Source organism: Nocardia terrae, assembly GCF_009760405.1.
Taxonomy (GTDB): domain Bacteria; phylum Actinomycetota; class Actinomycetes; order Mycobacteriales; family Mycobacteriaceae; genus Nocardia; species Nocardia terrae.
In genome coordinates, this window is the sequence record NZ_WRPP01000001.1 from 345,230 (window position 1) to 365,893 (window position 20,664).

Sequence of the window (20,664 nt, forward strand, 5' to 3'; positions counted from 1 at the left end):
GTGGTGCGATTCGTAGTGCGCAGGCATCGCGCGGTATTGATCGTCGCCGCCGTGCTGGCGGTGCTCGCCGGGTCGGCGAGCACCACGCTGTTCGGCAAGCTGCAGGGCGGTGGATACTTCGACCCGAGTGCCGAATCCAGCGCGGCGGCCGATGCGCTGCGCGACCACTTCGGGCAGGGCGCGCCGAACCTGGTGCTGCTGGTGGACACCGGCAAGACCGTCGATGATGCCGAATCCGCGCGCACCGCAACGGGACTCGTGCAGCGGCTGCAGGCCGAGCCCGATATCACCGGGGTGATGTCCTACTGGACCTCGGGGCAGCTGCCCGCGCTGCGCGACAAGAGCGGCCGCCAGGGTCTCATCGTCGGCACGATCATGGGCGACGAGACACGGGTCGACCGCCGGATCGCTGAGCTGGCACCGGAATTCGGCGGGACGCACGACGGGATCGAGGTCCGGGTCGGCGGGTACGCCATGATGATGCACGAAACCGTGCGGCAGGGGCAGAAGGATGTCGCCGCCGGTGAGGGCGTGGCGTTTCCGCTGACCCTGATCGCGCTGCTCGTGGTCTTCGGGACCGTGGTGGGCGCGGCGCTGCCGCTCGTCACCGGAACCGTCACCACCATGCTCACCATGGGTGTGCTGTGGCTGGTTGCCGAGTTCACCGAATTATCCTCCACCGCAACGAATGTGGCGTCGCTGCTCGGGCTGGGGCTGGCCATCGACTACAGCCTGCTGATCGTGAACCGGTATCGCGAGGAACTCGTCACGGCCGCCGATCCGCGTGCGGCGCTCATCGCGACCATGGGGTCCGCGGGGCGGACCGTGGCGTTCTCCGCGCTGACCGTGGCCGTCGCGCTGTCGTCCATGCTGATCTTCCCGCTGCTGGCGGTGCGATCGATCGGGTACGCCGGTATCGCCGTGGCGTTCACCGCCGCGGCGGTCTCGCTGACCGTCCTGCCCGCGACCCTGCTGGTGGCGGGCGATCGCATCGACCGGTTCCGGATCGGCCGGAAGCGGTTGTCCGGCAGCGATTCCCGCGCGCTGGACCAGGGTCTCTGGCATCGGCTCGCGATGATGGTGATGCGGCGGCCGATTCCGGTCGCCGTCGTCACCGTGGCCCTGCTGCTCGCGCTGGGAACGCCGTTCCTGCGCTTCCACCCCGGCTTCCCGGACTATCGGTCCATGCCCGCCGGTTCGTCCGCGCGGCAGGTGGCCGAGACGGTCCAACGCGATTTCGATGCCGCCGAACTCAGCGGACTGTTCGTGGTGCTGCCGGACGGCAAGCGCGGGGTCGCCGAATACGCCGCGGCGCTGTCGTCGCTCGACGATGTCGCTCGCGTGGATACCGCGACGGGCAGCTACGTCAAGGGCGCGCTCGCGATCCCGGCCACCGCCGCCCATCAGCGGTTCGAAACCGACGATGCCGCTTACCTTTCCGTGGTTCCCGCCACGACGGACCGGCGCGCGGTGGACGCCGTCATCCGCGCCGTCCGCGCCACCCCGGCACCGTCGCGGGCGCTGGTCGGGGGAGTGGACGCGGCCAATATGGATGCCATCCACGTGCTGACCGCGCGCGCTCCCTACGCGCTCGGCTTCGTGGTGATCGCCATGGGGCTGCTGCTGTTCCTGCTGACCGGCAGCGTGCTGGTGCCGGTGCTGGCGATCGTATTGAGCGCGCTGAGCCTGACCGCGACCTTCGGCGCACTGGTGTGGATCTTCCAGGAGGGCAGGCTGTCCGGGTTGCTCGGGTTCACACCCACCGGCGACCTGTCGGCGGTGGTGCCGGTCATGCTGTTCGCCGTCGCCTTCGGTCTGGCCATGGACTATCAGGTCTTCCTGCTGTCGCGCATACGCGAGGAGTACGAGAACACCGGGGACGCCACGGCGTCGGTGGCGATCGGGCTGGAGCGGATCGGCCGCATCGTCACCGCCGCCGCCGTGCTCATCTCCATCGTGTTCCTGGGCTTCCTGGCCTCCGACATCACCTTCATGAAGGCGTTCGGCATCGGGCTGCCGCTGGCGGTGCTGGCCGACGCCACCGTCGTGCGCGGCTTCCTGCTCCCGGCGACGCTGCGACTGGGCGGGCGGTGGACCTGGTGGGCTCCGCGGCCGCTGCGCCGCGTGCACTCCAGGTTCGGGCTGCGCGAAAGCGGCTCCGCACCGGCCGAAGTGGCAGTCGTTCCGTCCTGAGCCTTCACCGTCCACCCCTACCCGATCCCGAACCGAGGTGCCCGCATGTCCGAGACTCCCTCCGGCCCAGACCGTTTCGACGTCGCCATCATCGGCACCGGATTCAGCGGTCTGGGGGTGGCGATCAATCTGCGCCGCCTCGGCGTGGACAACTTCGTCATGCTCGAGCGCGCCGACGCCATCGGGGGCACCTGGCGGGACAATGTCTATCCCGGATGCGCGGTCGACGTGCCCTCGGTGCTGTATTCGTACTCGTTCGCGCCGAATCCGGAGTGGACGCGGCTCTACGCACCCCAGCCCGAGCTGCGCGCCTACACCGAGTCGGTGGTGGATCGCTTCGACCTGCGGCGGCATATACGACTGAAAAGCGAAGTGGCCGAGGCTGATTTCGACGAGGCCGCGGCCGAATGGGTGATCCGGCTCGGCGACGGCCGGACGGTGCGGGCGCGTGCGGTCGTCATGGGGTATTTCTCGCTGCACACAGCGGCCATCCCCGATATTCCCGGCCGCACCGAATTCACCGGTCCGCAAATGCATTCGAGCACCTGGGATCGGGACTTCGAACCCGCGGGCAAGCGCATCGCCGTGGTCGGTTCCGGTGCCAGCGCCGTGCAGATCGTGCCCGCGCTGGCGCGCACCGCCGCCTCGGTGGTGTCGTTCCAGCGCACCGCCGCCTGGGTGCTGCCGCGTGGCGATCGCCCCATCCCGCCCGCGATGCGGACCCTGTTCCGCCGGATCCCGCCGCTGCGACTCGCCGCCCGCGGCTTCGTGTTCACCTTCCTCGAGGCGCTGCACTTCGCCGAATTCCACCCCGCCCTGGTGCGTCTCTACGAGCGAATCTGCCTGGCCGCCTTGAACCATCAGGTGCCGGACCCCGAGACGCGTCGAAAGCTGGTGCCCGACTACCGCTTCGGCTGCAAACGCCCGATGGTGTCCGACGAGTACTACGCCGCCTTCGCCCGCCCCGCCGTCGACCTGGTCACCGAGAAGATCATCGAGATCACCCCCACCGGACTGCGCACCGCCGACGGCGTCCACCACGAGGTCGACGCCATCGTGTGGGCCACCGGCTTCCACGTTCAGGACTCGATAGCGCACTTCCCCGACTTCCGCACCGAAACCATGTCCACCCGAAGGAAATTCACCGAGGACGGGTTCACCGCCTACCGCGGCATCGCCTTCGCCGGCCTGCCCAACCTCTTCGCGGTCACCGGCCCCAACACCGCCCTCCCGCACACCTCCCAATTCCTGGCCATCGAACCCACCGCCCGTCTGATCGCCCGCACCATCGCCCACATGCGCGCCCACGGCATCCCCCGCTACACCCCTACCCGCTCGGCCGAACGCGCCTGGGTCGCCCGCGCCCGCACCCTCCTGAGCACCCGGATCTGGTCCACTGGCGGCTGCACCAGCTACTTCGTCGATCCCTCCGGCACCAACACCCTCACCTATCCGGGCGGCACCTGGACCCTCCGCCGCGACCGCCGCCACCTCCGCCTCGAGGACTGGCACCACGGCTGAACCGTCCTCGCCACCGCTTTCTCACCGGTTCGCGGTCGACTCCTGCCCGTAGGATCGAGGTGATGTACGAGGTGGGTTCCGTGATCGATGCGGCAGGGTGCGATGACAGCGGCGCGTGAGATACCCGATCCGTGGTCCGGGGTGCGGGTCGGGCGGCACTGGGTTGCCGCGCGGGGAGTCTCCAACGGGTTGGACGCGCAGGCTTGGGTGATACTCGCCGATCTGACCGAGGCGCAGTACTACCGGGTGCTCTTCGCACTGACGGATGCGGGGATCGCGGGGTATGTGCTGCCGGTCCGGGTGAACGTGGTGGAGCGCGGGGATCCGGAGGTGGTGTGGCGGTTGTGGGTTGATCTGCGGCGGTGCCGGGCCGCGGAGGATCTGCTCATGGAGTTGCTGCGGTACGGGCGGCCGCGGCGGGCCCCGGAGCCGGGGCGTCGGCGTCGCCGGCGCGTACCGCTGGTCCGGTCGGAGGCCCGGCGGCAAGGGCGCGAACCGCGAAATCGATAGGGCGGCCCGGGGATCAGTTCGCGGTCCAGGGGCGCAGCTTCTCGGGGTTGCGGATCACCCAGATGCGGGTGATCAGGCCGTCGGCGATGTCGAAGGCGTAGACCGAGACGACGGTGCCGTCGACCTCGGCCACCAGGCCGGGCTGGCCGTTGACCGTGCGCTCGACCAGATTCATCGGGGTGGCTCGGCTGGCGATCTCCATCCAGGCGGCGGCCACCCGCTCGCGACCGCTGATCGGGTCGAGGAAGGCGAGGGCCAGGCCGCCGCCGTCGGCCGTCGCGATCGCCTGCGGGTCGAGCAGGCCCAGCAGCGCCTCGATGTCCTTCGCGTTCCAGGCTCGCTTGAAGTCCCGGACGATATCGGCGCGCTCGGTATTCGACGGCGCGCGTGAGGTGTCGACGCGGCGGCGGGCGCTGGAGGCGAGCTGGCGGCAGGCCGCGGGGGTGCGGCCGACGATCTCGGCGACTTCGGCGAAGGAGTAGCGGAAGACGTCGTGCAGGATGAACGCCACGCGCTCGGCGGGGGTCATGGAGTCCAGGACGACCAGGAAGGCCATGCTGATCGACTCGTCCAGGGTGACCCGGTCGGCGGGATCGGCGGAGGCGGGGCCGTCGAGCCATTCGGAGCGGCCGGGGACCGGCTCCGGAATCCATTCGCCCACATAGCTTTCCCGGCGGGCGCGGGCCGACCCGAGCAGGTCCAGGCAGATCCGGCTGGCGACCCTGGTCAGCCACGCGCCGGGCACCTCGATCTCCTGCCGCTGACGATCCGACAGCGCGTACCAGCGCGCGTAGGTCTCCTGCACCACGTCCTCCGCCTCGGCCAGCGAACCGAGCATGCGGTAGGCGAGGTTGATCAGCTGGCGGCGTTCGCTCATCACCGCGGGCAGGTGTGGGTCGGTCATGGTCGCTCCTCGGATCTGCTCGTCACTTACCTGAATCGACGATTCGCAGGCCGAAAATGTGAGGCTACGCGCAGCGTTTCCTCATAGGGGTGGTGGCGGGGTGACGGGTGGGCGGAGGCGGCCTGACATTTCGGCGGGCTGTGTCGTCGGGTAGGGCAAGCGACGTTCAGTAGAGCAGGAGTTCGGAAATGACTCGAATCGGAATCATCCTCGGCAGCACCCGGCCGGGCCGCAGTGGCGCACAGATCGCCGAATGGGTCCTGGCCCAGGCGTCGGCGCGCGGCGACGCCGAGTACGAACTGGTCGACCTGCGCGACCACCCGCTGCCGCACTTCGATGAGGCCACGCCGCCGATGTTCGGCCCCTCGCCGAACGAATACACCCGCGCCTGGGCCGCCCGCATCGCCCCCTTCGACGCATTCGTGATCGTGACGCCCGAATACAACGGCGGCTACCCGGGCGTCCTCAAGAACGCCCTCGACCATCTGTTCGCCGAATGGACCAACAAGGCAGTCGGATTCGTCTCCTACGGCGTCAACGGCGGCGCTCGCGCGGTGGTGCAGCTGCGGGCGGTCTGCAGCACCCTCGGCATGGCCGATGTCGGCTATCAGGTCGGGATCTCGGTGCTCGAGTTCGAGAACCGCACCACCTTCGTCCCGACCGCCGCCCACGACCTCACGCTCGGCAAGACGCTCGATCAGGTCCTCGCCTGGAACGGCGCCCTCGCGCCGCTGCGGTCCACCCTCGTCAACTCCTAGGAGCCGATCATGAACGCATCCAATGACATTCGCCGGCTGATCGACGGCGTGATCGAAGCACTGCACGCCAAGGACCTCGACGCCGTGCGGCGGGCATACACCGCCGACGTGGTGTCCTTCGACGTCGAACCGCCACTGCAGCACGTCGGGATCGACGCGAAACTCGAGAACTGGGCCAGGGCGTTCACCTTCTTGGAGACCCTGAACTACGAGGTCCGCGACCTCACCCTGACCATCGGAGACGACATCGCCTTCGGCCACGCCTTCGCTCGCCTCACCGGCACCGCGCAGAACGGGGTCTCCTTTCCTGGAATGTGGGTCCGGGTCACCTACGGCCTGCGCAGAATCGATGACACCTGGCTGATCGCCCACGACCAGGTGTCGGTCCCGCTCGACATCGCAAGCGGCAAAGGCGTAGTCGACCTGCAACCCAGCTAATAGATTGTGTGCGAGGGATTTTTCGAATCGGCGTACCGGTGCCTCGGGAGGCTGGGATCGTGAGAGGGGCAGCGACAACGGAAGGTCCGCCCCATGACCGCCACCCACCGCCCGATCGCACCGGCCACCGATGACACCCGGGCGATCGCCGAACTCCACGACTCCTTCGCCCGCCAGCAGGCCGCGTTCGCGAAGGATCCGTACCCGACCTGCGCGGAACGACAGGATCACCTGGGCGCGATCGCCGCCATGATGCTGAGCAATCGGGAGCGGATCAGAAGAGCGGTGTCGCAGGACTTCTCGGTGCATCCGGAGCTGTTCACCGATCTGGTCGAGGTCCTCGGGGTGGTGGGGCGCGCGGTCTACGCGGCCGAGCAGCTGCCCACCTGGATGGCGCCGGAGACGCGGTTCACCGATCCCGGGCTGTACGGCTCCGCGCAGGCCGCCATCCGGTACCAGCCCAAGGGCGTGGTCGGCAATATCGTGCCGTGGAACTTCCCGTTCGACCTGTCGGTCGGCCCGCTGGTGGAGATGCTCGCCGCGGGCAATCGGGTGATCCTGAAGCCTTCGGAGTTCACCCCCGCCTGCGGTGAACTGCTGAAGGAAATGATCGCCGCCACCTTCGACGCCGACCGGGTCACGGTCGTCACCGGCGGTGTCGAGCTGGCCCGGGAGTTCTCCCGGCAGCGCTGGGATCACCTGCTGTACACCGGAAATCCGGAGGTGGGCCGGTTGATCGCGGTCGAGGCCGCCAAGAACCTGGTCCCGGTGACGCTGGAGCTGGGCGGCAAGTGCCCGGCCATCCTGGCCGAGGACAGTGTCGACGCGGCATCCGTCGAACAGGTCCTGGGCACCAAGCTCATCAAGAACGGGCAGATGTGCATCTCGGTCGACTACTGCCTGGTGCCACGCGAGGGCCTCGGCGATTTCGTCCGCCTGGCCGAGGCGCACATGGCCGAGCACGCACCGAAGTTCACCGAGACCGGCGATTGCACCGGCATCATCACCGAACGACACCTCGACCGGTTGATCGATCTGCTGGACGAAGCGCGTGCGGCGGGGTGCACGATCGTCGAACTCCAGCCCGCCGCGAAGGTCGATCGCGCGAGCCGGCGCATGCCGCTGTCGCTGGTGCTCGATCCCGCCGACGACCTCGGCGTGATGCGCGAGGAGATCTTCGGCCCGATCCTCGTCGTCAAGCCCTACGACACGATCGACGACGCGATCACCCATGTCAATGCGGGCGAAAAGCCGCTGGGCCTCTATGTTTTCGCCAAGGACGCCGCCGTCGCGGACCGCGTGCTGACCCGCACCTCCTCCGGTGGGGCCTGCGTCAACACCTGCGCGGTACAGGGCGCACTGCCCGCGCTCGGCTTCGGCGGCGTCGGGACCAGCGGCAGCGGACGGCATCACGGCATCGAGGGCTTCCGCGAATTCTCCAACCCGCGCGGCGTGGTCACACGCGGCGAGGGAGACCTGATCGCCGCGCTCTACCCGCCCTACGGCGACATCGCGCAAGCAGTCGTGACAGCGGTGCTCGAGGGGTGAACCCGAGCGGCTGCTAGGTTCGGCGGATGCCGGTCGATGAGGACGACAGCGGGTATCGCTGGAGGGATGAGTCCCCGAGCCGGTTGCGGCACACGGTGGCGGAGGTACTGGGGTCCTTTCCCCGTCGATCCGTCGACCCCGGCGATGACCGCAAACCCGCGGCGGTGTTGATCGCGATGGCCGATCGCGATGGGGAGCAGGGCATCTGGCTCACCGAGCGGTCGTCCGGGCTGCGGGCGCACGCCGGGCAGTTCGCCCTGCCCGGTGGCCGATTGGATCCGGGGGAGGACCCGGAGACGGCGGCCCTGCGCGAGCTGCACGAGGAGCTGGGCATCGCCCTGCCCCGCTCCGCGGTGCTGGGGTTGCTCGATGACTATCCGACCCGTTCCGGCTATGTGATGACGCCCGTGGTGGCGTGGGTCGGCGACGCCGCCGAGCCGGTCCCCAATCCCGCCGAAGTGGCTGCGGTGCACTGGATCCCGCTGTCCGATCTCGACGTGGAGCCCCGCTTCGCCCCGGTCCCCGGTTCCGATCGGGTGACCATCCAGGTGCCCCTGCTGGGCGGCCACCTGCACAGCCCCACCGGCGCGATCCTCTATCAGTTCCGCGAGGTGGTGCTGCACCACCGCCCGACTCGCGTCGACCACACCGACCAGCCGCGATTCGCGTGGGAATGAGCGAACGCGCCGAGACGGTCGTGCCCGTATTCGGCTACGGTTGACTGGTTTCGAATGTTGCTGGGGCACAGAACCACTAGGGGCCTTCATGTCGGCGCTGGGACGACCGGGCTGGGTGTTAGTCGGCCGCTACCGGTTGATAGAGAAGCTGGGGAGCGGCGGGTTCGGGACCGTCTGGAAGGCCCACGACGAGCGGTTGCGGGTCGATGTCGCGGTGAAGGAAGTGCTGCTCCCGCAGGCCGAATCGAGTGCTGAGCACGCCGAACGAGTCGCGCGGGCCGAACGCGAGGCCCGCAATGCCGCGCGGCTGCGCGACCATCCGAACATCGTCGGCGTCCTCGATGTCGTCACCGACGGCGGGACGCCGTGGATCGTCATGCGGCTGGTGTCCGGCCGATCCCTGAAGCAGCGACTGGACGATGGAGCGGTACCCGTCCCGGAAGCCACCGTCATCGCGGAGGCACTGCTGCGGGCCCTGCGGGCCGCCCATGACGCGGGCGTGGTCCACCGCGACATCAAGCCGGGCAATATCCTGCTCGCCAACGGCGGCGAGGTGTTGCTCACCGATTTCGGGACCGCCCGCCACCATTCCGATCACACGCTGACCGCCAAGGAGTCGATCATCGGCTCGTTCGAATACATGGCGCCCGAACGCATCGACGGCGATGACACACCGGCCGGTGACCTGTACTCGCTCGGCGTCACGCTCTATCACGCGGTGGAGGGGGTTTCCCCGTTCCGGCGCGACACCATTCACGGAACGATGAAAGCGGTGATGTTCGGGGCGGCTCCCCGGCCGGTGCACGCCGGGCAGCTCGGCCGGCTCATCACCCGGCTGATGGACAAGAAGCCGGAGCTACGCCCGTCCATCGCACAGGCACTGACCCTGCTCTCGACGCCGTCGGCCCACGCGCCGAAACCGGCGGCCCCCGTGGAGAACTCCCGGCCTCCGGGAGCCGGGCGCAGGCGTCGCGAGGCAGGCCGCCTGATGGCCCGTGCCCGAGATCATCAGAAGCGTGGCGACATCGGCGAAGCCGAGCGGCTGCTACGCGAGGCCGCGGCGCTGGACGACTCCCTCTCCATGTCCTTCCTGGCGAGACTCCTCGAAAACCGCGGCGCCCGTACCGAAGCCGAACGCTGGTACCGCAAAGCCGCCGAGAGCGGCGAAACCCTGTCCATGCTCACCCTCGGCCACATGTGCATGAAGGCGGGCGACCTCAGCCAAGCCGCCTACTGGTACCGCCGCTACGCCGACCACGGCCACATTCTCGGAAAGGTCCACCTCGCAACGGTTCACGAGGCCCGCGGCGAGGACGACCGCGCCGAACTCCTCTACCGCGAGGTCGAGCAGGACGGTGACATGGTCGCCCTCAAAGCCCTCGGCGACCAATGGAAATCCCTGGGCCGCACCGACGCCGCGAAACGCGTCTACCTCAAATCCGCCCGCGCCGGCTACGCCCCCGCGCAGGCCGCTCTCGAGACCCTGCCCCCGCGCTGACCGGTGCGCGCTCGCAGAGTCGGCAAGCTAACATTGCGCACCCCGTGAATCGGTCCTAGCCTGCGCAAAGAGTCTCGTTGACTCCAGCCGGAACTCTGGATCTCCCGACACGCACCGAGGCGGTTTGATGGCCGACGCTCGTTCGCTGTATCGAACCTGGTGGCGAGACCGGGTGGACTACCGATGGCTGGTCGACACCCTGCGATCGCACGCGGCACTGCGCGGATTCAAGATCATGTTGGGCGCGGGCGGGATCGTCATGCTGTTGATCGCGGTACTGGCCGCGCTCGCGCAGGGCGACGTCTCGGGGCCGCTGGGCTGGCAGGGCGGGGTGGAGGCCACGGTGGCCGGGGCGTGGACGCTGCGGTGGTGGCTGCTGCCGTGGCCGCGCGAAATCGAATCCCTGGTGTGGATCGCGCTGTTCGACCTGGACACCGCGGCCAACGATCTGCTGGCGCGCGACCGCGTCATCGCGGTGCTGGGGATCGTGCTGCTGATGGCCATGGGCGGATACGTGACCGTGTTCCACGGCCCGCGCATCCTGGCCCTGCACGTCGGGTGGTCGATGCTGACGGCGGTGATGCTGGCAGCGCTGATCGCGACCGGGCACCTTCCGGCCACCGGGCGCGGCGAACCGCACACCCCCGGCCGATATCAGGATCTGGCGCTGGGCCTCGACATCGTTCTGGTGATGGTGGTCGTGGTCGGCGTCATCCTGCCGTTCGTGCAGGTATGCCACTGGATCGTGCGGGTGGACGCCTTGTCCGATCCGCTGACCGGCTTGCTCAACCGCCGCGGCCTCGACTCCTATCTGGCCGCTCAGGTCGACCGCTGCGGGCGCCGCTCCGGATATGTCGCCTCGGTGGATCTGGACCGGTTCAAGACCATCAACGACACCTTCGGACACCCCTTCGGCGACGAAGTGCTGGTCCGGGCGGCCCGGCGACTCCGCGACACCGTCGAACCGGAGGCGCTCGTGGCCCGGACCGGAGGCGAGGAATTCGTCGTGGTCGGCTGTCTGCGCGAGGACCCCGCCACCGTGGCCGAGGGCCTGCGCGCCGCCGTCGAAACCACCCCCGACCTCCCCGTCACGATCACCGCCAGCGTCGGCGTCGCCATCGTCGACGCGGCGCAACCCGACGCCGAATGGACCGAGGCCGCCTTCCGCCGCCTGCTCCACCGCGCCGACTCCGCCATGTACCGCGCAAAACGCCTGGGCGGCAACACCTTCGTCATCACCGACGGCGACGAGCCGAACGAGGTTCGATATCTGGCCCACCATCGCGACCTCGAACCCCGAACCGGGTAGCGTCGGCGGCGTGCAATTTCTCGTGCTGACCGAGCGCTATCAGGACCGCTTCACCGAGGACGACTTCGCCGCCGTCATCCCCGGCGAAACCGAACATGTCCGACAGCTCCACGCCGACAACGTAGTCCGCAACATCTGGCTGCGCGGCGACACCCGCGGCGCGGCCTTCATCATCGAGGCCGCGACTCTCGCCGAGGCCGAGGCGGTGGTGGCGGAGTTCCCCCTGTCCCGTAAGGACATGTCCGACTTTCGGATCATCCCCCTGCAACCCTACGGCGGATTCGGTCCGCGCTGACCTCGTGCGAGCCGTAGTCGCGTCGAAATACGTCGTGTGGAGCGTCATCTGACCGATGCGGCGGTGATGGTGAGCCGGTGACAGTGGGGAGATGGCGGACATCGAACCCGAGGACATGCCGGACGGCGCACCTGTGGCTCGGAGAACACTGTTGGGCATGCTCGGACTCGGTGCGGTTGGCCTGATCGCCGCGCCGTACCTGCAGACCGGGTGGGAAGGATTGCTGGCCAAGGCATCTCAGCAGGATCCGACCGGCCTTACCGGGCTGCTCCCGAATCCGGGCGGGTTCCGGTACTACAGCGTCGTCCGCTCGGTGCCGCGCAAGGGCGAGGCCGACTACGAGCTGACGATCGACGGCCTGGTGGACCGTCCACGCACGTATACGCTCGCGGACCTGCGCGCGTTCCCGCAGACCCGGGTCGTCCACGATGTGCGATGCACCGACGGCTGGCGTGTCGAGAAGGTGCCGTTCGACGGTGTGAGGCTGTCCGACCTGCTCGACGACTCGGGGGTGGGGGCGAATGGAAAAGCCTTGAGCTTCAGCTGTTTCGACGGCGCGTACACCGAGAGCCTCACGCTGGAGCAGGCCCGTCGCGCCGATGTGCTGGTGGCGCTGCGGATGCAGGACGCGCCGATCACACATGAGCACGGCGGCCCGGTCAGGCTCTATGCGGCTCCGATGTACTTCTACAAGTCCGCCAAGTGGCTGTCCGGCATATCGGTCACCGACCGGGTCGTCCCCGGCTACTGGGAGGAGCGCGGGTATGACGTCGACGGGTGGCTCGATGACACGCGCTGAATCGCCGACGGGAGCGCGGCCGGAGCGGCGCGACGTGCGCAGATTCACCACCGCCGAGCGAATGGTCCACCGCGCCACCGCAACACTGATGCTGCTGTGCGTGACGACCGCGGCCTTCCTCTATGTCGGGCCGCTGGCTCAGCTGGTGGGGCAGCGAGACCTCGTGGCGACCGTCCACGAGTGGTCGGGCATCCTGCTGCCCGTGCCGGTCCTGCTGGGGTTGTTCGCACCGGCCTTCCGCGCCGACCTCCGCAGGCTGAACCGCTTCGCGCCGTACGACCGCCGCTGGCTGAACGCGGTTCGCCGGCGTCTGACCGCACCATCGGAACGCCCCGCGGGCAAGTTCAACGCCGGGCAGAAGCTCTATGCGGGCTGGATCGCCGGCGCCGTCCTGGTGATGATGTGCACGGGCCTGCTGATGTGGTTCCCGCACCTGCTCCCGGCCATCTCCCGGACCAGCGCGATCTTCGTGCACGATGTCCTCGCCTGGGCCATCGCGGTCGTGCTGGCGGGTCACATCCGCAAGGCGTACCAGGATCCGGAGGCGCGGCGCGGCATGCGGACCGGGTACGTCGCGCGGGAGTGGGCGCACCGCGAGCACCCCCGGTGGCCTGTCGAGGACCGGCCGACCGCGGAGCGGAGCGGTCCGTCCCGGATGTGAAGGGGCGGAGGATGGTTCGCCACCCGTGGCGGAGTTCAGAGATCGCGCTCGGAGATGATGCCGTACCTGATCGCCAGGTTGGCCAGCCGGGCGCGCTTCTGGTTCTGCGGCAGGTCTGCTACGCCGAATTTGGCGAACAGGGCCCGCATCTGAGCCTTGACCGTGTCGAGGGAGAAGAACAGCTCGTCGGCGATCTGCTGATTGGTGGCGGGCAGCGCGAACCCGTCGGCGCCGGTGAGGAGCGGGCGGCACAGGGCGATCAGGACCGAGAGCTGTGTGGAGGTCAGGGCGCCCGGCGTCGGCAGGCCGTCGCGGGAGGCTTTGGTGCGGTCGCCGCCGACGCCCTCGGTGAAGTCGTGAAAGGTGATGCGGGAGTTGCCCATTCGCAGCATGTCGCCGGGCCGCAGTGGGTGGCGACCGGCCAGCCGGTCGCCGTTGACGAACGTGCCGTTGAGCGAGAGGCCGCCGTCGAGCAGGGTCCATTGCTCACCCAGGTATTCGGCGACGGCGTGCACCCGTGACACCTCCCCGTCCCAGGACAGCGAGATGTCCGCCTTCGGGGAACGGCCGATGGTAAGTCGTGATCGCCTGGGCGACAAGGGCAGCTCGCGGTGCCGTCCCTTGTCGTCGTAAACCCTGAAGAACGGTCCGTCGACATCGGCCGACCGGAACGCTTTCGTCATCGAATCGAATTCCTTCGTGTTCGTGAGCCGAGATCTAGGCGCTCGCGCGGCCGGCGACGACCGCGACACCCGTTCTGCCGCCGTCGACATCGAGGACGGTGCCGTGGATGAAGGCGGCATCGTCGGAGGCGAGATAGACGGCGGCGGCCGCGATCGCGTCGGGGTGGCCGGAACGGCCGGCGGGGGTGCCGAGCATCAATGTTTCGCCGGGATGCTCGACGGCGGGATCCCAGTCGGGGGTGACGATGACGCCGGGGGAGATGGCATTGACCCGGACCCCGCGGTCGCCGAACTCGGATGACCATGCGCGCGTGAGGGTTTCCATCGCGCCCTTGGTCGACGCGTAGAGCGCGCCGACCGGGATACCGAGGCGCGCTACCCACGAGCCGAGGTTGATGATCACGCCGCCGCCGGCCTCGATCATCCCGGGGACGACGGCCTGGGTGAGGAAGAACGGGGCTTTGACATTGACCGCGTAGACGCGATCGAAGCTCTCGTCGTCGATGGTCAGGGTGGTTCCCGGCGGATAGATGCCCGCATTGTTGACCAGGATGTCGATGCGGCCGCCCAGGCGGTCGGCCGCCGCGGCGGCGAGTGCGCGGCTCGCGGCGGCGGTGCCGTCGAGATCGGCGTGCACGTAGTCGGCCGCGCCGCCCGCGGCACCGATCTGCGCGACGACCGCCTCACCGCGCGCCCGGTCACGTCCGGAGACGATGACGTGAGCGCCCTCCGCCGCGAAGGCGATCGCGATCGAGCGCCCGATATTGCTGGTGGAGCCGGTGATCAGAGTCTTCTTGCCGTGCAGTCTCGGGGACATGGGTTCCTTCTCTCGGATTGTCGAACGGGAGGTCAGCGGCGGGTGTGCTTCCAGGCCAGCAGTGCGGCCTGGGCGATGAAGAAGACGCCGCCGCCGGTGGCGTAGACGGCCAGCACGCCCAGCGACGGGGAGTCGCCGGTGGCCTGGGCGATGTAGGTCGCGCCGACCAGGAAGGACAGGCCGCCGGAGATCAGGGTCGGCCATTGCTTGCCGAAGGCGGCGCCTCGGCGGCGCACTCCGACGATCAGCTGGGCCGCGCCCGAAAGCACCGCCCAGGCGCCGAATACGCCCAGGACGGCGGCCGCGCCGCCGAGGGTTCCGGCGAAGCCGAGGGCAATGGCGACGGCCGCGCTGAGGATGCCGTTGAGGGCGGTCACGCGACGTTCGGAACCTTCCGGAACGGCGAGATAGTCGAGCAGCGACGAGACGGCGTCGATCAGCGGGTAGACGACCAGGAGGGTCACCGCGATCGCGTTCAAGGTGTGGTGGGACGCGGCGAAGGCGATCGCCCACCCGATGGCCAGTACGCCGCGGCTCAGATACAGCCGGATCAGCGACGAACGCTCGGAGGTCGAAACGGGCGGTGCGGCAGTCGTGTTCATGTACTCCACCCTCGCGCCGGGACCGCCGCCCCCACATCCGTCAGTTGACGGTGCTCGCGACGTAGGTCGTGGACGGTACGTCGATGCCAGCGTCAGCTGACGGATGTGGCACCCCGGCTGCGGAGGCGACAGTGGGATCACACCACCGATCCCCACTGTTCGAAGGACGAAATCCCATGGTCGAGAATGCAAATGGCCGCTTCCGGCGCAATGTCACGCGCGGCGCCGCGGCAGTCGTGGCGGCGGTCGCGGCCGGTGGTCTCGCGGTCGCCTGCACCGCGAACACCGTCACCCACGCCGGCCCGAACGAGGACGCGCCGCGGCCGACCATCGTGCTGGAGCACGGCGCGTTCGCCGACGGCTCCAGCTGGAACGGCGTCATCGAGAAGCTGACCAAGGACCGCTATCCCGTGGTGGCGGCGGCCGATCCGCTGCGCGGTCCCGCCAGCGACGCCGCCGCGCTGCGCTCGGTGATCAGCCATATCGACGGGCCGGTCATCCTCGTCGGGCATTCCTACGGCGGGTCGGTCATCAGCGCGGCCGCGGCCGGGAACGACAAGGTCAAGGGCCTGGTCTACGTGGCGGCGTTCCTGCCCGCGCCCGGCGAGACCGCGCTCGAGCTGACCAACAAGTTCCCGGGAACCACGCTGCCGGGCACGCTGAATCCGGTGCCGTTCACCAATGCCGACGGCACCGCGGGCACCGACCTCTACATCCAGCAGGACAAGTTCCCCGCGCAGTTCGCCGCCGACGTCCCCGCGGATCGCGCCGCCCTCGCCGCCGCGTCGCAGCGGCCGATCGCGCAGTCCGCGCTCGAGGAGAAGGCCACGGTCGCGGCCTGGAGCGAGAAGCCCAGCTGGGACATCATCACCACCAAGGACCTCAATATCCCGGTCGAGGCGCAGCGCTTCATGGCCGAGCGCGCCCACGCGACGGTCACCGAGGTCGACGCCTCGCATTCGGTCGCCGTCTCGCATCCGGACGTGGTGGCGAAGGTGATCGAACAGGCCGCCGCGGCCGCGCACTGAAAACCCCACCCGCACAGGAGAACCCGATCATGGACATGAAACTCGAAGTCATCGTGCTGCCCGTCGCCGATGTCGATCGCGCCAAGGACTTCTACGCCGAGCGGCTCGGATTCCGGCTCGACGCCGACTTCACCGTGGACGACGGCTACCGCGTCGTCCAGGTGACCCCGCCCGGCTCCGAATGCTCGATCATCTTCGGCGCCGGAGTCACCGACGCCGCCCCCGGATCCCTACGCGGACTGCACCTCATCGTCACCGACATCGAGAAGGCCGCAGCCGAACTCGGCGAACGCGGTGTCGCCGTGGAGGGACCGTTCCGGGACGCGACCGGTGTCTTCCACCACGCCGGAACCGCCGACCGGGTCCCCGGCGCCCACCCGGATCGCCGCAGTTACGGTTCCTTCGCCGCCTTCGAAGATCCGGACGGCAACGCTTGGTTCCTGCAGGAAGTCACTCAGCGCGCGCCCGGCCGCTGACGCTCACGAAAGCCACGGAAGCACATCATGTCTGACGAGAACACCTACGACGTCATCGTCCTCGGAGCCGGGCCGGTCGGTGAGAATGTCGCCGACCGCGCGCGGGCCGCTGGGCTCAGCACCGTCATCGTCGAATCCGAACTGGTCGGCGGCGAATGCTCGTACTGGGCGTGCGAACCCAGCAAGGCACTGCTGCGGCCCGCGCTGCTGTACGCCGAGGCGGCCCGGTTTCCCGGCGTCGCGGACGCGGTCACCGGGCCGCTCGATGCCCGCGCGGTCCTGAAGCATCGCGACCGCATGGTCGCCGATTGGAACGATCAGGGCCAGGTCGACTGGCTCGAATCCGCTGACATAGCACTCATCCGGGGCCACGGCCGGCTCGACGGGGTGCGGCGGGTGACGGTCGAGACACCCGACGGCGGCACGCGGCGATTGCACGCCCGGCACGCGGTCGCGGTCTGCACCGGCACCCGGGCGGCCCTGCCGCCGCTGCCGGGCCTGGACACGGTGCGGCCGTGGACCAGCCGCGAGGCCACCAGCGCCACCGAGGTGCCGCGCCGCCTCGCCATTCTGGGCGCGGGCGTCGTCGCCGTCGAAATGGCCACGGCCTGGCGGGCTCTCGGTGCGGAGGTCGTCCTCATCGCCCGGGAACCGCGACTGCTCGCCCGCGTCGAACCCTTCGCCGCCGAGCTGGTGGCCGACCGGCTCCGGGAGGCGGGGGTCGAATTGCGTTTCGGCTCGGGCATTCTGAGCGCCGAACGAGCGGGCGGACCCGACGACGGCCTGCATCTGAGCCTGCACGACGGCAGCCGGATCGTCGTCGACGAACTGCTGCTCGCGACCGGTCGCGAACCCCGCACCGACGACATCGGCTTGGAGACGATCGGTTTGACCCCCGGCGACTGGCTCGCCACCGACGACTCGTTCACGGTGACCGCCGTCGAGGGCGAATGGCTGTATGCCGTAGGCGATGTCAATCGCCGGGCCCTGCTCACCCATCAGGGCAAGTACCAGGCCCGCATCGCCGGAACGGTGATCGCCGACCGCGCGGCCGGGCGCGATATCGACTCCACCCCGTGGGGAAAGCACACGGGCACCGCCGATCTCGTCGCCGTCCCGCAGGTCGTGTTCACCGATCCCGAGATCGCCGCGGTCGGCCTCACCACCGAGGACGCCACCCGCGCGGGCCGAGTGGTCGACGTGGTCGACTACGACATCGCCCGGGTCGCCGGCGCACTCCAGCACGATCCCGCCTACCGCGGCCGCGCCCGCGTCCTCATCGATCCCGACCGCCAGGTGATCCTCGGCGCCACCTTCGCCGGGCCGGGCGTGGCCGAACTGCTGCATTCCGCGACCATCGCCATCACCGGCGAGATCCCCCTGAACCGGCTCTGGCACGCCGTCCCCTCCTTCCCGACCATCAGCGAGGTGTGGCTGCGCCTGCTCGAGACCTACCGTGACCGGACCGCGGAGCCCCGATGACGTCAACGACTACGTCATCCGACGCACGCGGCCCGCACAGGGCGGCTCATAGCGTCACGACAATGACGACAACCCTTCAACTCGGTGGTGAGCTCGAAGTCGGCCGAATCGGTTACGGCACGATGCGTTTGGCACCGCAAGAACCCGGCTTCGACGCCGCGATATTCCACGTGTGGCGAGCCCCCGCCGACCGGAAGGCCGCCATCGCCGTGCTGCGCCGCGCGGTCGAGCTGGGAGTGAACCTCATCGACACCGCCGACGCCTACGCGCTCGGTGAGACCGACGAACTGATCGCCGACGCCCTGGCCCCGTACCGTGACGACATCGTCATAGCGACCAAGGTCGGCGCGGTGCATCCGAGTCCGACCGAGTGGCTGCCGCTGGGGCATCCGGCCTACCTGCGGCAACAGGCCGAACTGTGTCTGCGCCGGTTGCGGGTGGACCGTATCGACCTGCTGCAACTGCACCGCATCGACCCGGACTATCCGCTCGAGGACCAGGTTGGCGCGCTCGCGCAACTCGTCACCGAGGGCAAGGTCCGCCATATCGGCCTGTCCGAGGTCAGCGTCGAGCAGATCCGCGCGGCCGCGGCGATCGTCCCCATCGCGAGTGTGCAGAACCTGTACAACCTCACCCATCGCACGGCCGAGGACGTCGTGGAATACACGGCCGCACAGGGCATAGCGTTCCTCCCGTGGTTCCCGGTGGCGGCGGGCGCGCACGCCGCGGCCGGCGGCGTCCTGGCGGACATCGCCGCCGAACTCGGTGCGACGCCGGTACAGGTCTCGCTGGCCTGGCTGCTGCGTCGCTCACCGACCATGCTGCCGATTCCGGGCACCGCCTCCCTGGCGCACCTCGAGGAGAACATCGCCGCGGCGCGGATCGAACTGTCCGACAGCCAGTTCGAACGCCTCTCGGCCATCGCGGCGGGAGCAGGCGAATGATCACCTACGACCGGCTCTATATCGGCGGGGCGTGGACCGAGGCCAGCGAACCGGCCCAACTGGAGATTCTCTCGCCGCACGATCGGTCGCTCGTCGGGTGCGCGGCGCAGGCGCAACCCGCCGATGTGGATCGTGCGGTGGCGGCGGCGGGTGCGTCCTTCGAGAGCCGGGTGTGGCGTGATGTCGCGCCCGCCGAGCGAATCGCACTGCTGCGCAAGTTCAACGAGCTGCGCGAGGAGCAGGCCGACCGGATCGCCGAGGTCATCACCGCTGAAAACGGTTCGGCCGCCTGGTTCACCAGGGCCGGGCAGGCCGGGCTGACCCGGCAGGCGAACGCGTATTTCGCGGCGGCCGAGAACTTCGACTGGGAAAGCACACTCACGCCGTCGGAGACGAACGCGCGGGTGCGCAGCGTGGTGCGGCGTGAACCGGTCGGCGTGGTGGCCGCGGTGATCCCGTGGAATTCGCCGTTCTCCTCCGCGACGTCGAAGATCCTGCCCGCCCTGCTCACCGGAAACTCGGTGGTGCTCAAGGTGTCTCCCGAGAATTCCCTGAGCATGGGGCTGCTGGCCGAGCTGGTGGATCGCGTCGGCCTGCCGGCCGGGGTGATCAGCGTGCTGCCCGCGGAACGGGAGACCAGCGAATACCTGATCTCGCATCCGCGGGTGGACAAGATCGCGTTCACCGGCTCGACCCGCGCCGGTCGCCGCATCGCCGCCATCGCGGGCGAGCAGCTCAAACGGGTCAGCCTCGAACTGGGCGGCAAGTCGGCGGCGGTGATCCTGCCCGATGCCGATCTGGCCGCGGTGATGAGCGGCCTGAAGTTCGGGTCGCTGCTGAACAACGGGGAATCCTGCATCGCCCAGACTCGGATCCTCGCCCCGAGGTCCCGCTACGAGGAAGTGGTCGCGGCGCTGGCGGCGCTGGTCGGGTCACTGACCGTCGGTGATCCGCGCGACCCCGAGACCTTCATCGGACCGATGGTCCGCGGCGACCAGCAACAACGGGTCCGCGACTACATCGGCATCGGCATCGACGAGGGCGCGCGCCCGGTGTGCGGCGGCCCGCAGATTCCGCCCGGCCTGAGCGACGGCTTCTATGTCACGCCAACGGTTTTCGCCGACGTGACACCGGACATGCGCATCGCCCGGGAGGAGATCTTCGGCCCGGTCCTGGTGGTCATCGCCTACGACGACATCGACGACGCGATCCGCATCGCCAACGATTCCGAGTACGGGCTCTCCGGCGGTGTCTGGTCGGCGGACGAGGACGCGGCCGTGGCCGTCGCCCGCCGCATCCGGACGGGGACGGTCACCATCAACGGTGCGCCGGTCGGATTCGACGGCCCCTTCGGCGGTTTCAAGGCCAGCGGGATCGGCCGCGAATACGGTGCGGTCGGGTTGGGTCAGTACACCGAATACCAGACGATCACCGTCTGACACCGCTGGTAGGGTGGGCCGGGTGATCATGGAGGAAGTCGACAGACTGTAGCCGCCCGGTCGAAGGCGGCGCTTTCTCACC

At 69.1% G+C, this 20,664-nt stretch carries 21 protein-coding genes; 17 read left to right on the forward strand and 4 right to left on the reverse strand.

Annotated elements, in window-relative coordinates; translation table 11 throughout:
* From GPX89_RS01440 to GPX89_RS01450, 3 genes are all read left to right on the forward strand, one after another.
* On the forward strand, positions 1-2,193 hold the full coding sequence (locus GPX89_RS01440) for an MMPL family transporter (RefSeq protein ID WP_328601409.1): 2,193 nt from the start codon (positions 1-3) through the stop codon (positions 2,191-2,193).
* Between the two features lie 45 nt (positions 2,194-2,238).
* The gene (locus tag GPX89_RS01445) at positions 2,239-3,714 is read left to right on the forward strand and encodes a flavin-containing monooxygenase (RefSeq protein WP_157354680.1); all 1,476 of its coding nucleotides are present in this window, start codon (positions 2,239-2,241) and stop codon (positions 3,712-3,714) included.
* 102 nt (positions 3,715-3,816) lie between these two features.
* Entirely contained in the window at positions 3,817-4,224 is a 408-nt protein-coding gene (locus GPX89_RS01450; protein ID WP_157354681.1) for a hypothetical protein, read from the forward strand.
* A 13-nt stretch (positions 4,225-4,237) separates the two neighbouring features.
* On the opposite strand, the gene sigJ is transcribed toward GPX89_RS01450, so the two are convergent.
* Entirely contained in the window at positions 4,238-5,128 is an 891-nt protein-coding gene (sigJ, locus tag GPX89_RS01455) for an RNA polymerase sigma factor SigJ (protein ID WP_157354682.1), read from the reverse strand.
* A gap of 188 nt (positions 5,129-5,316) precedes the next feature.
* Here sigJ and GPX89_RS01460 point away from each other — a divergent pair, with 188 nt between their 5' ends.
* From GPX89_RS01460 to GPX89_RS01500, 9 genes are all read left to right on the forward strand, one after another.
* Positions 5,317-5,886 (forward strand): NADPH-dependent FMN reductase, encoded by a 570-nt coding sequence (locus tag GPX89_RS01460; protein ID WP_157354683.1) that lies wholly within the window; start codon positions 5,317-5,319, stop codon positions 5,884-5,886.
* Between the two features lie 9 nt (positions 5,887-5,895).
* The gene (locus GPX89_RS01465) at positions 5,896-6,324 is read left to right on the forward strand and encodes a YybH family protein (protein WP_157354684.1); all 429 of its coding nucleotides are present in this window, start codon (positions 5,896-5,898) and stop codon (positions 6,322-6,324) included.
* Positions 6,325-6,417: 93 nt separating this feature from the next.
* Positions 6,418-7,872 (forward strand): aldehyde dehydrogenase family protein, encoded by a 1,455-nt coding sequence (locus GPX89_RS01470; protein ID WP_157354685.1) that lies wholly within the window; start codon positions 6,418-6,420, stop codon positions 7,870-7,872.
* A gap of 26 nt (positions 7,873-7,898) precedes the next feature.
* Positions 7,899-8,549, forward strand: coding sequence for an NUDIX hydrolase (locus GPX89_RS01475; protein WP_157354686.1), 651 nt, complete (start codon positions 7,899-7,901; stop codon positions 8,547-8,549).
* A gap of 88 nt (positions 8,550-8,637) precedes the next feature.
* Positions 8,638-10,047: a serine/threonine-protein kinase gene (locus tag GPX89_RS01480; RefSeq protein ID WP_157354687.1), complete on the forward strand. Its 1,410-nt coding sequence runs from the start codon at positions 8,638-8,640 to the stop codon at positions 10,045-10,047.
* 127 nt (positions 10,048-10,174) lie between these two features.
* Entirely contained in the window at positions 10,175-11,356 is a 1,182-nt protein-coding gene (locus tag GPX89_RS01485; RefSeq protein ID WP_157354688.1) for a GGDEF domain-containing protein, read from the forward strand.
* Positions 11,357-11,366: 10 nt separating this feature from the next.
* A complete protein-coding gene (locus GPX89_RS01490; protein ID WP_198347217.1) occupies positions 11,367-11,651 on the forward strand; it encodes a hypothetical protein in 285 nt (94 codons plus the stop codon).
* Positions 11,652-11,742: 91 nt separating this feature from the next.
* Positions 11,743-12,450, forward strand: coding sequence for a molybdopterin-dependent oxidoreductase (locus GPX89_RS01495; protein WP_157354689.1), 708 nt, complete (start codon positions 11,743-11,745; stop codon positions 12,448-12,450).
* Positions 12,437-13,111, forward strand: a complete 675-nt coding sequence (locus tag GPX89_RS01500; protein ID WP_198347218.1) for a cytochrome b/b6 domain-containing protein — start codon at positions 12,437-12,439, stop codon at positions 13,109-13,111. Before GPX89_RS01495 ends, GPX89_RS01500 begins: the two co-directional genes overlap by 14 nt.
* 35 nt (positions 13,112-13,146) lie before the next feature.
* Here GPX89_RS01500 and GPX89_RS01505 read toward each other — a convergent pair whose 3' ends face one another.
* The 3 genes from GPX89_RS01505 to GPX89_RS01515 are packed head-to-tail and all read right to left on the reverse strand — an operon-like array spanning position 13,147 to position 15,213.
* Positions 13,147-13,794 carry an FHA domain-containing protein gene (locus GPX89_RS01505; protein WP_157354691.1) on the reverse strand — a complete coding sequence of 216 codons (648 nt, stop codon included), beginning with the start codon at positions 13,792-13,794 and terminating at the stop codon, positions 13,147-13,149.
* 34 nt (positions 13,795-13,828) lie between these two features.
* Positions 13,829-14,611 (reverse strand): SDR family NAD(P)-dependent oxidoreductase, encoded by a 783-nt coding sequence (locus GPX89_RS01510; RefSeq protein ID WP_157354692.1) that lies wholly within the window; start codon positions 14,609-14,611, stop codon positions 13,829-13,831.
* Between the two features lie 32 nt (positions 14,612-14,643).
* Complete coding sequence (locus GPX89_RS01515) at positions 14,644-15,213, reverse strand: DUF308 domain-containing protein (RefSeq protein ID WP_157354693.1); 570 nt, start codon at positions 15,211-15,213, stop codon at positions 14,644-14,646.
* Positions 15,214-15,389: 176 nt separating this feature from the next.
* Between GPX89_RS01515 and GPX89_RS01520 the strand changes: the two genes are divergently transcribed.
* The 5 genes from GPX89_RS01520 to GPX89_RS01540 all read left to right on the forward strand — a co-directional run bounded on the left by GPX89_RS01520 (position 15,390) and on the right by GPX89_RS01540 (position 20,582).
* On the forward strand, positions 15,390-16,241 hold the full coding sequence (locus GPX89_RS01520; RefSeq protein WP_157354694.1) for an alpha/beta fold hydrolase: 852 nt from the start codon (positions 15,390-15,392) through the stop codon (positions 16,239-16,241).
* Positions 16,242-16,270: 29 nt separating this feature from the next.
* On the forward strand, positions 16,271-16,717 hold the full coding sequence (locus GPX89_RS01525; protein ID WP_157354695.1) for a VOC family protein: 447 nt from the start codon (positions 16,271-16,273) through the stop codon (positions 16,715-16,717).
* A 27-nt stretch (positions 16,718-16,744) separates the two neighbouring features.
* Positions 16,745-18,199 carry a dihydrolipoyl dehydrogenase family protein gene (locus GPX89_RS01530; protein WP_157354696.1) on the forward strand — a complete coding sequence of 485 codons (1,455 nt, stop codon included), beginning with the start codon at positions 16,745-16,747 and terminating at the stop codon, positions 18,197-18,199.
* 62 nt (positions 18,200-18,261) lie between these two features.
* Complete coding sequence (locus GPX89_RS01535; RefSeq protein ID WP_157354697.1) at positions 18,262-19,143, forward strand: aldo/keto reductase; 882 nt, start codon at positions 18,262-18,264, stop codon at positions 19,141-19,143.
* Positions 19,140-20,582, forward strand: a complete 1,443-nt coding sequence (locus GPX89_RS01540; RefSeq protein ID WP_157354698.1) for an aldehyde dehydrogenase — start codon at positions 19,140-19,142, stop codon at positions 20,580-20,582. The genes GPX89_RS01535 and GPX89_RS01540 overlap by 4 nt, the downstream gene beginning before the upstream one ends.
* Positions 20,583-20,664 lie beyond the last annotated feature (82 nt).

Excerpts from the sequence above, each read along its gene's own strand:
- GPX89_RS01445 (WP_157354680.1), top strand. The coding sequence starts at position 2,239 with ATGTCCGAGACTCCCTCCGGCCCAGACCGTTTCGACGTCGCCATCATC.
- GPX89_RS01450 (WP_157354681.1), top strand. The coding sequence starts at position 3,817 with ATGACAGCGGCGCGTGAGATACCCGATCCGTGGTCCGGGGTGCGGGTC.
- sigJ (WP_157354682.1), bottom strand. The coding sequence starts at position 5,128 with ATGACCGACCCACACCTGCCCGCGGTGATGAGCGAACGCCGCCAGCTG.
- GPX89_RS01460 (WP_157354683.1), top strand. The coding sequence starts at position 5,317 with ATGACTCGAATCGGAATCATCCTCGGCAGCACCCGGCCGGGCCGCAGT.
- GPX89_RS01465 (WP_157354684.1), top strand. The coding sequence starts at position 5,896 with ATGAACGCATCCAATGACATTCGCCGGCTGATCGACGGCGTGATCGAA.
- GPX89_RS01470 (WP_157354685.1), top strand. The coding sequence starts at position 6,418 with ATGACCGCCACCCACCGCCCGATCGCACCGGCCACCGATGACACCCGG.
- GPX89_RS01475 (WP_157354686.1), top strand. The coding sequence starts at position 7,899 with ATGCCGGTCGATGAGGACGACAGCGGGTATCGCTGGAGGGATGAGTCC.
- GPX89_RS01480 (WP_157354687.1), top strand. The coding sequence starts at position 8,638 with ATGTCGGCGCTGGGACGACCGGGCTGGGTGTTAGTCGGCCGCTACCGG.
- GPX89_RS01485 (WP_157354688.1), top strand. The coding sequence starts at position 10,175 with ATGGCCGACGCTCGTTCGCTGTATCGAACCTGGTGGCGAGACCGGGTG.
- GPX89_RS01495 (WP_157354689.1), top strand. The coding sequence starts at position 11,743 with ATGGCGGACATCGAACCCGAGGACATGCCGGACGGCGCACCTGTGGCT.
- GPX89_RS01500 (WP_198347218.1), top strand. The coding sequence starts at position 12,437 with ATGACACGCGCTGAATCGCCGACGGGAGCGCGGCCGGAGCGGCGCGAC.
- GPX89_RS01505 (WP_157354691.1), bottom strand. The coding sequence starts at position 13,794 with ATGACGAAAGCGTTCCGGTCGGCCGATGTCGACGGACCGTTCTTCAGG.
- GPX89_RS01510 (WP_157354692.1), bottom strand. The coding sequence starts at position 14,611 with ATGTCCCCGAGACTGCACGGCAAGAAGACTCTGATCACCGGCTCCACC.
- GPX89_RS01515 (WP_157354693.1), bottom strand. The coding sequence starts at position 15,213 with ATGAACACGACTGCCGCACCGCCCGTTTCGACCTCCGAGCGTTCGTCG.
- GPX89_RS01520 (WP_157354694.1), top strand. The coding sequence starts at position 15,390 with ATGGTCGAGAATGCAAATGGCCGCTTCCGGCGCAATGTCACGCGCGGC.
- GPX89_RS01525 (WP_157354695.1), top strand. The coding sequence starts at position 16,271 with ATGGACATGAAACTCGAAGTCATCGTGCTGCCCGTCGCCGATGTCGAT.
- GPX89_RS01530 (WP_157354696.1), top strand. The coding sequence starts at position 16,745 with ATGTCTGACGAGAACACCTACGACGTCATCGTCCTCGGAGCCGGGCCG.
- GPX89_RS01535 (WP_157354697.1), top strand. The coding sequence starts at position 18,262 with ATGACGACAACCCTTCAACTCGGTGGTGAGCTCGAAGTCGGCCGAATC.
- GPX89_RS01540 (WP_157354698.1), top strand. The coding sequence starts at position 19,140 with ATGATCACCTACGACCGGCTCTATATCGGCGGGGCGTGGACCGAGGCC.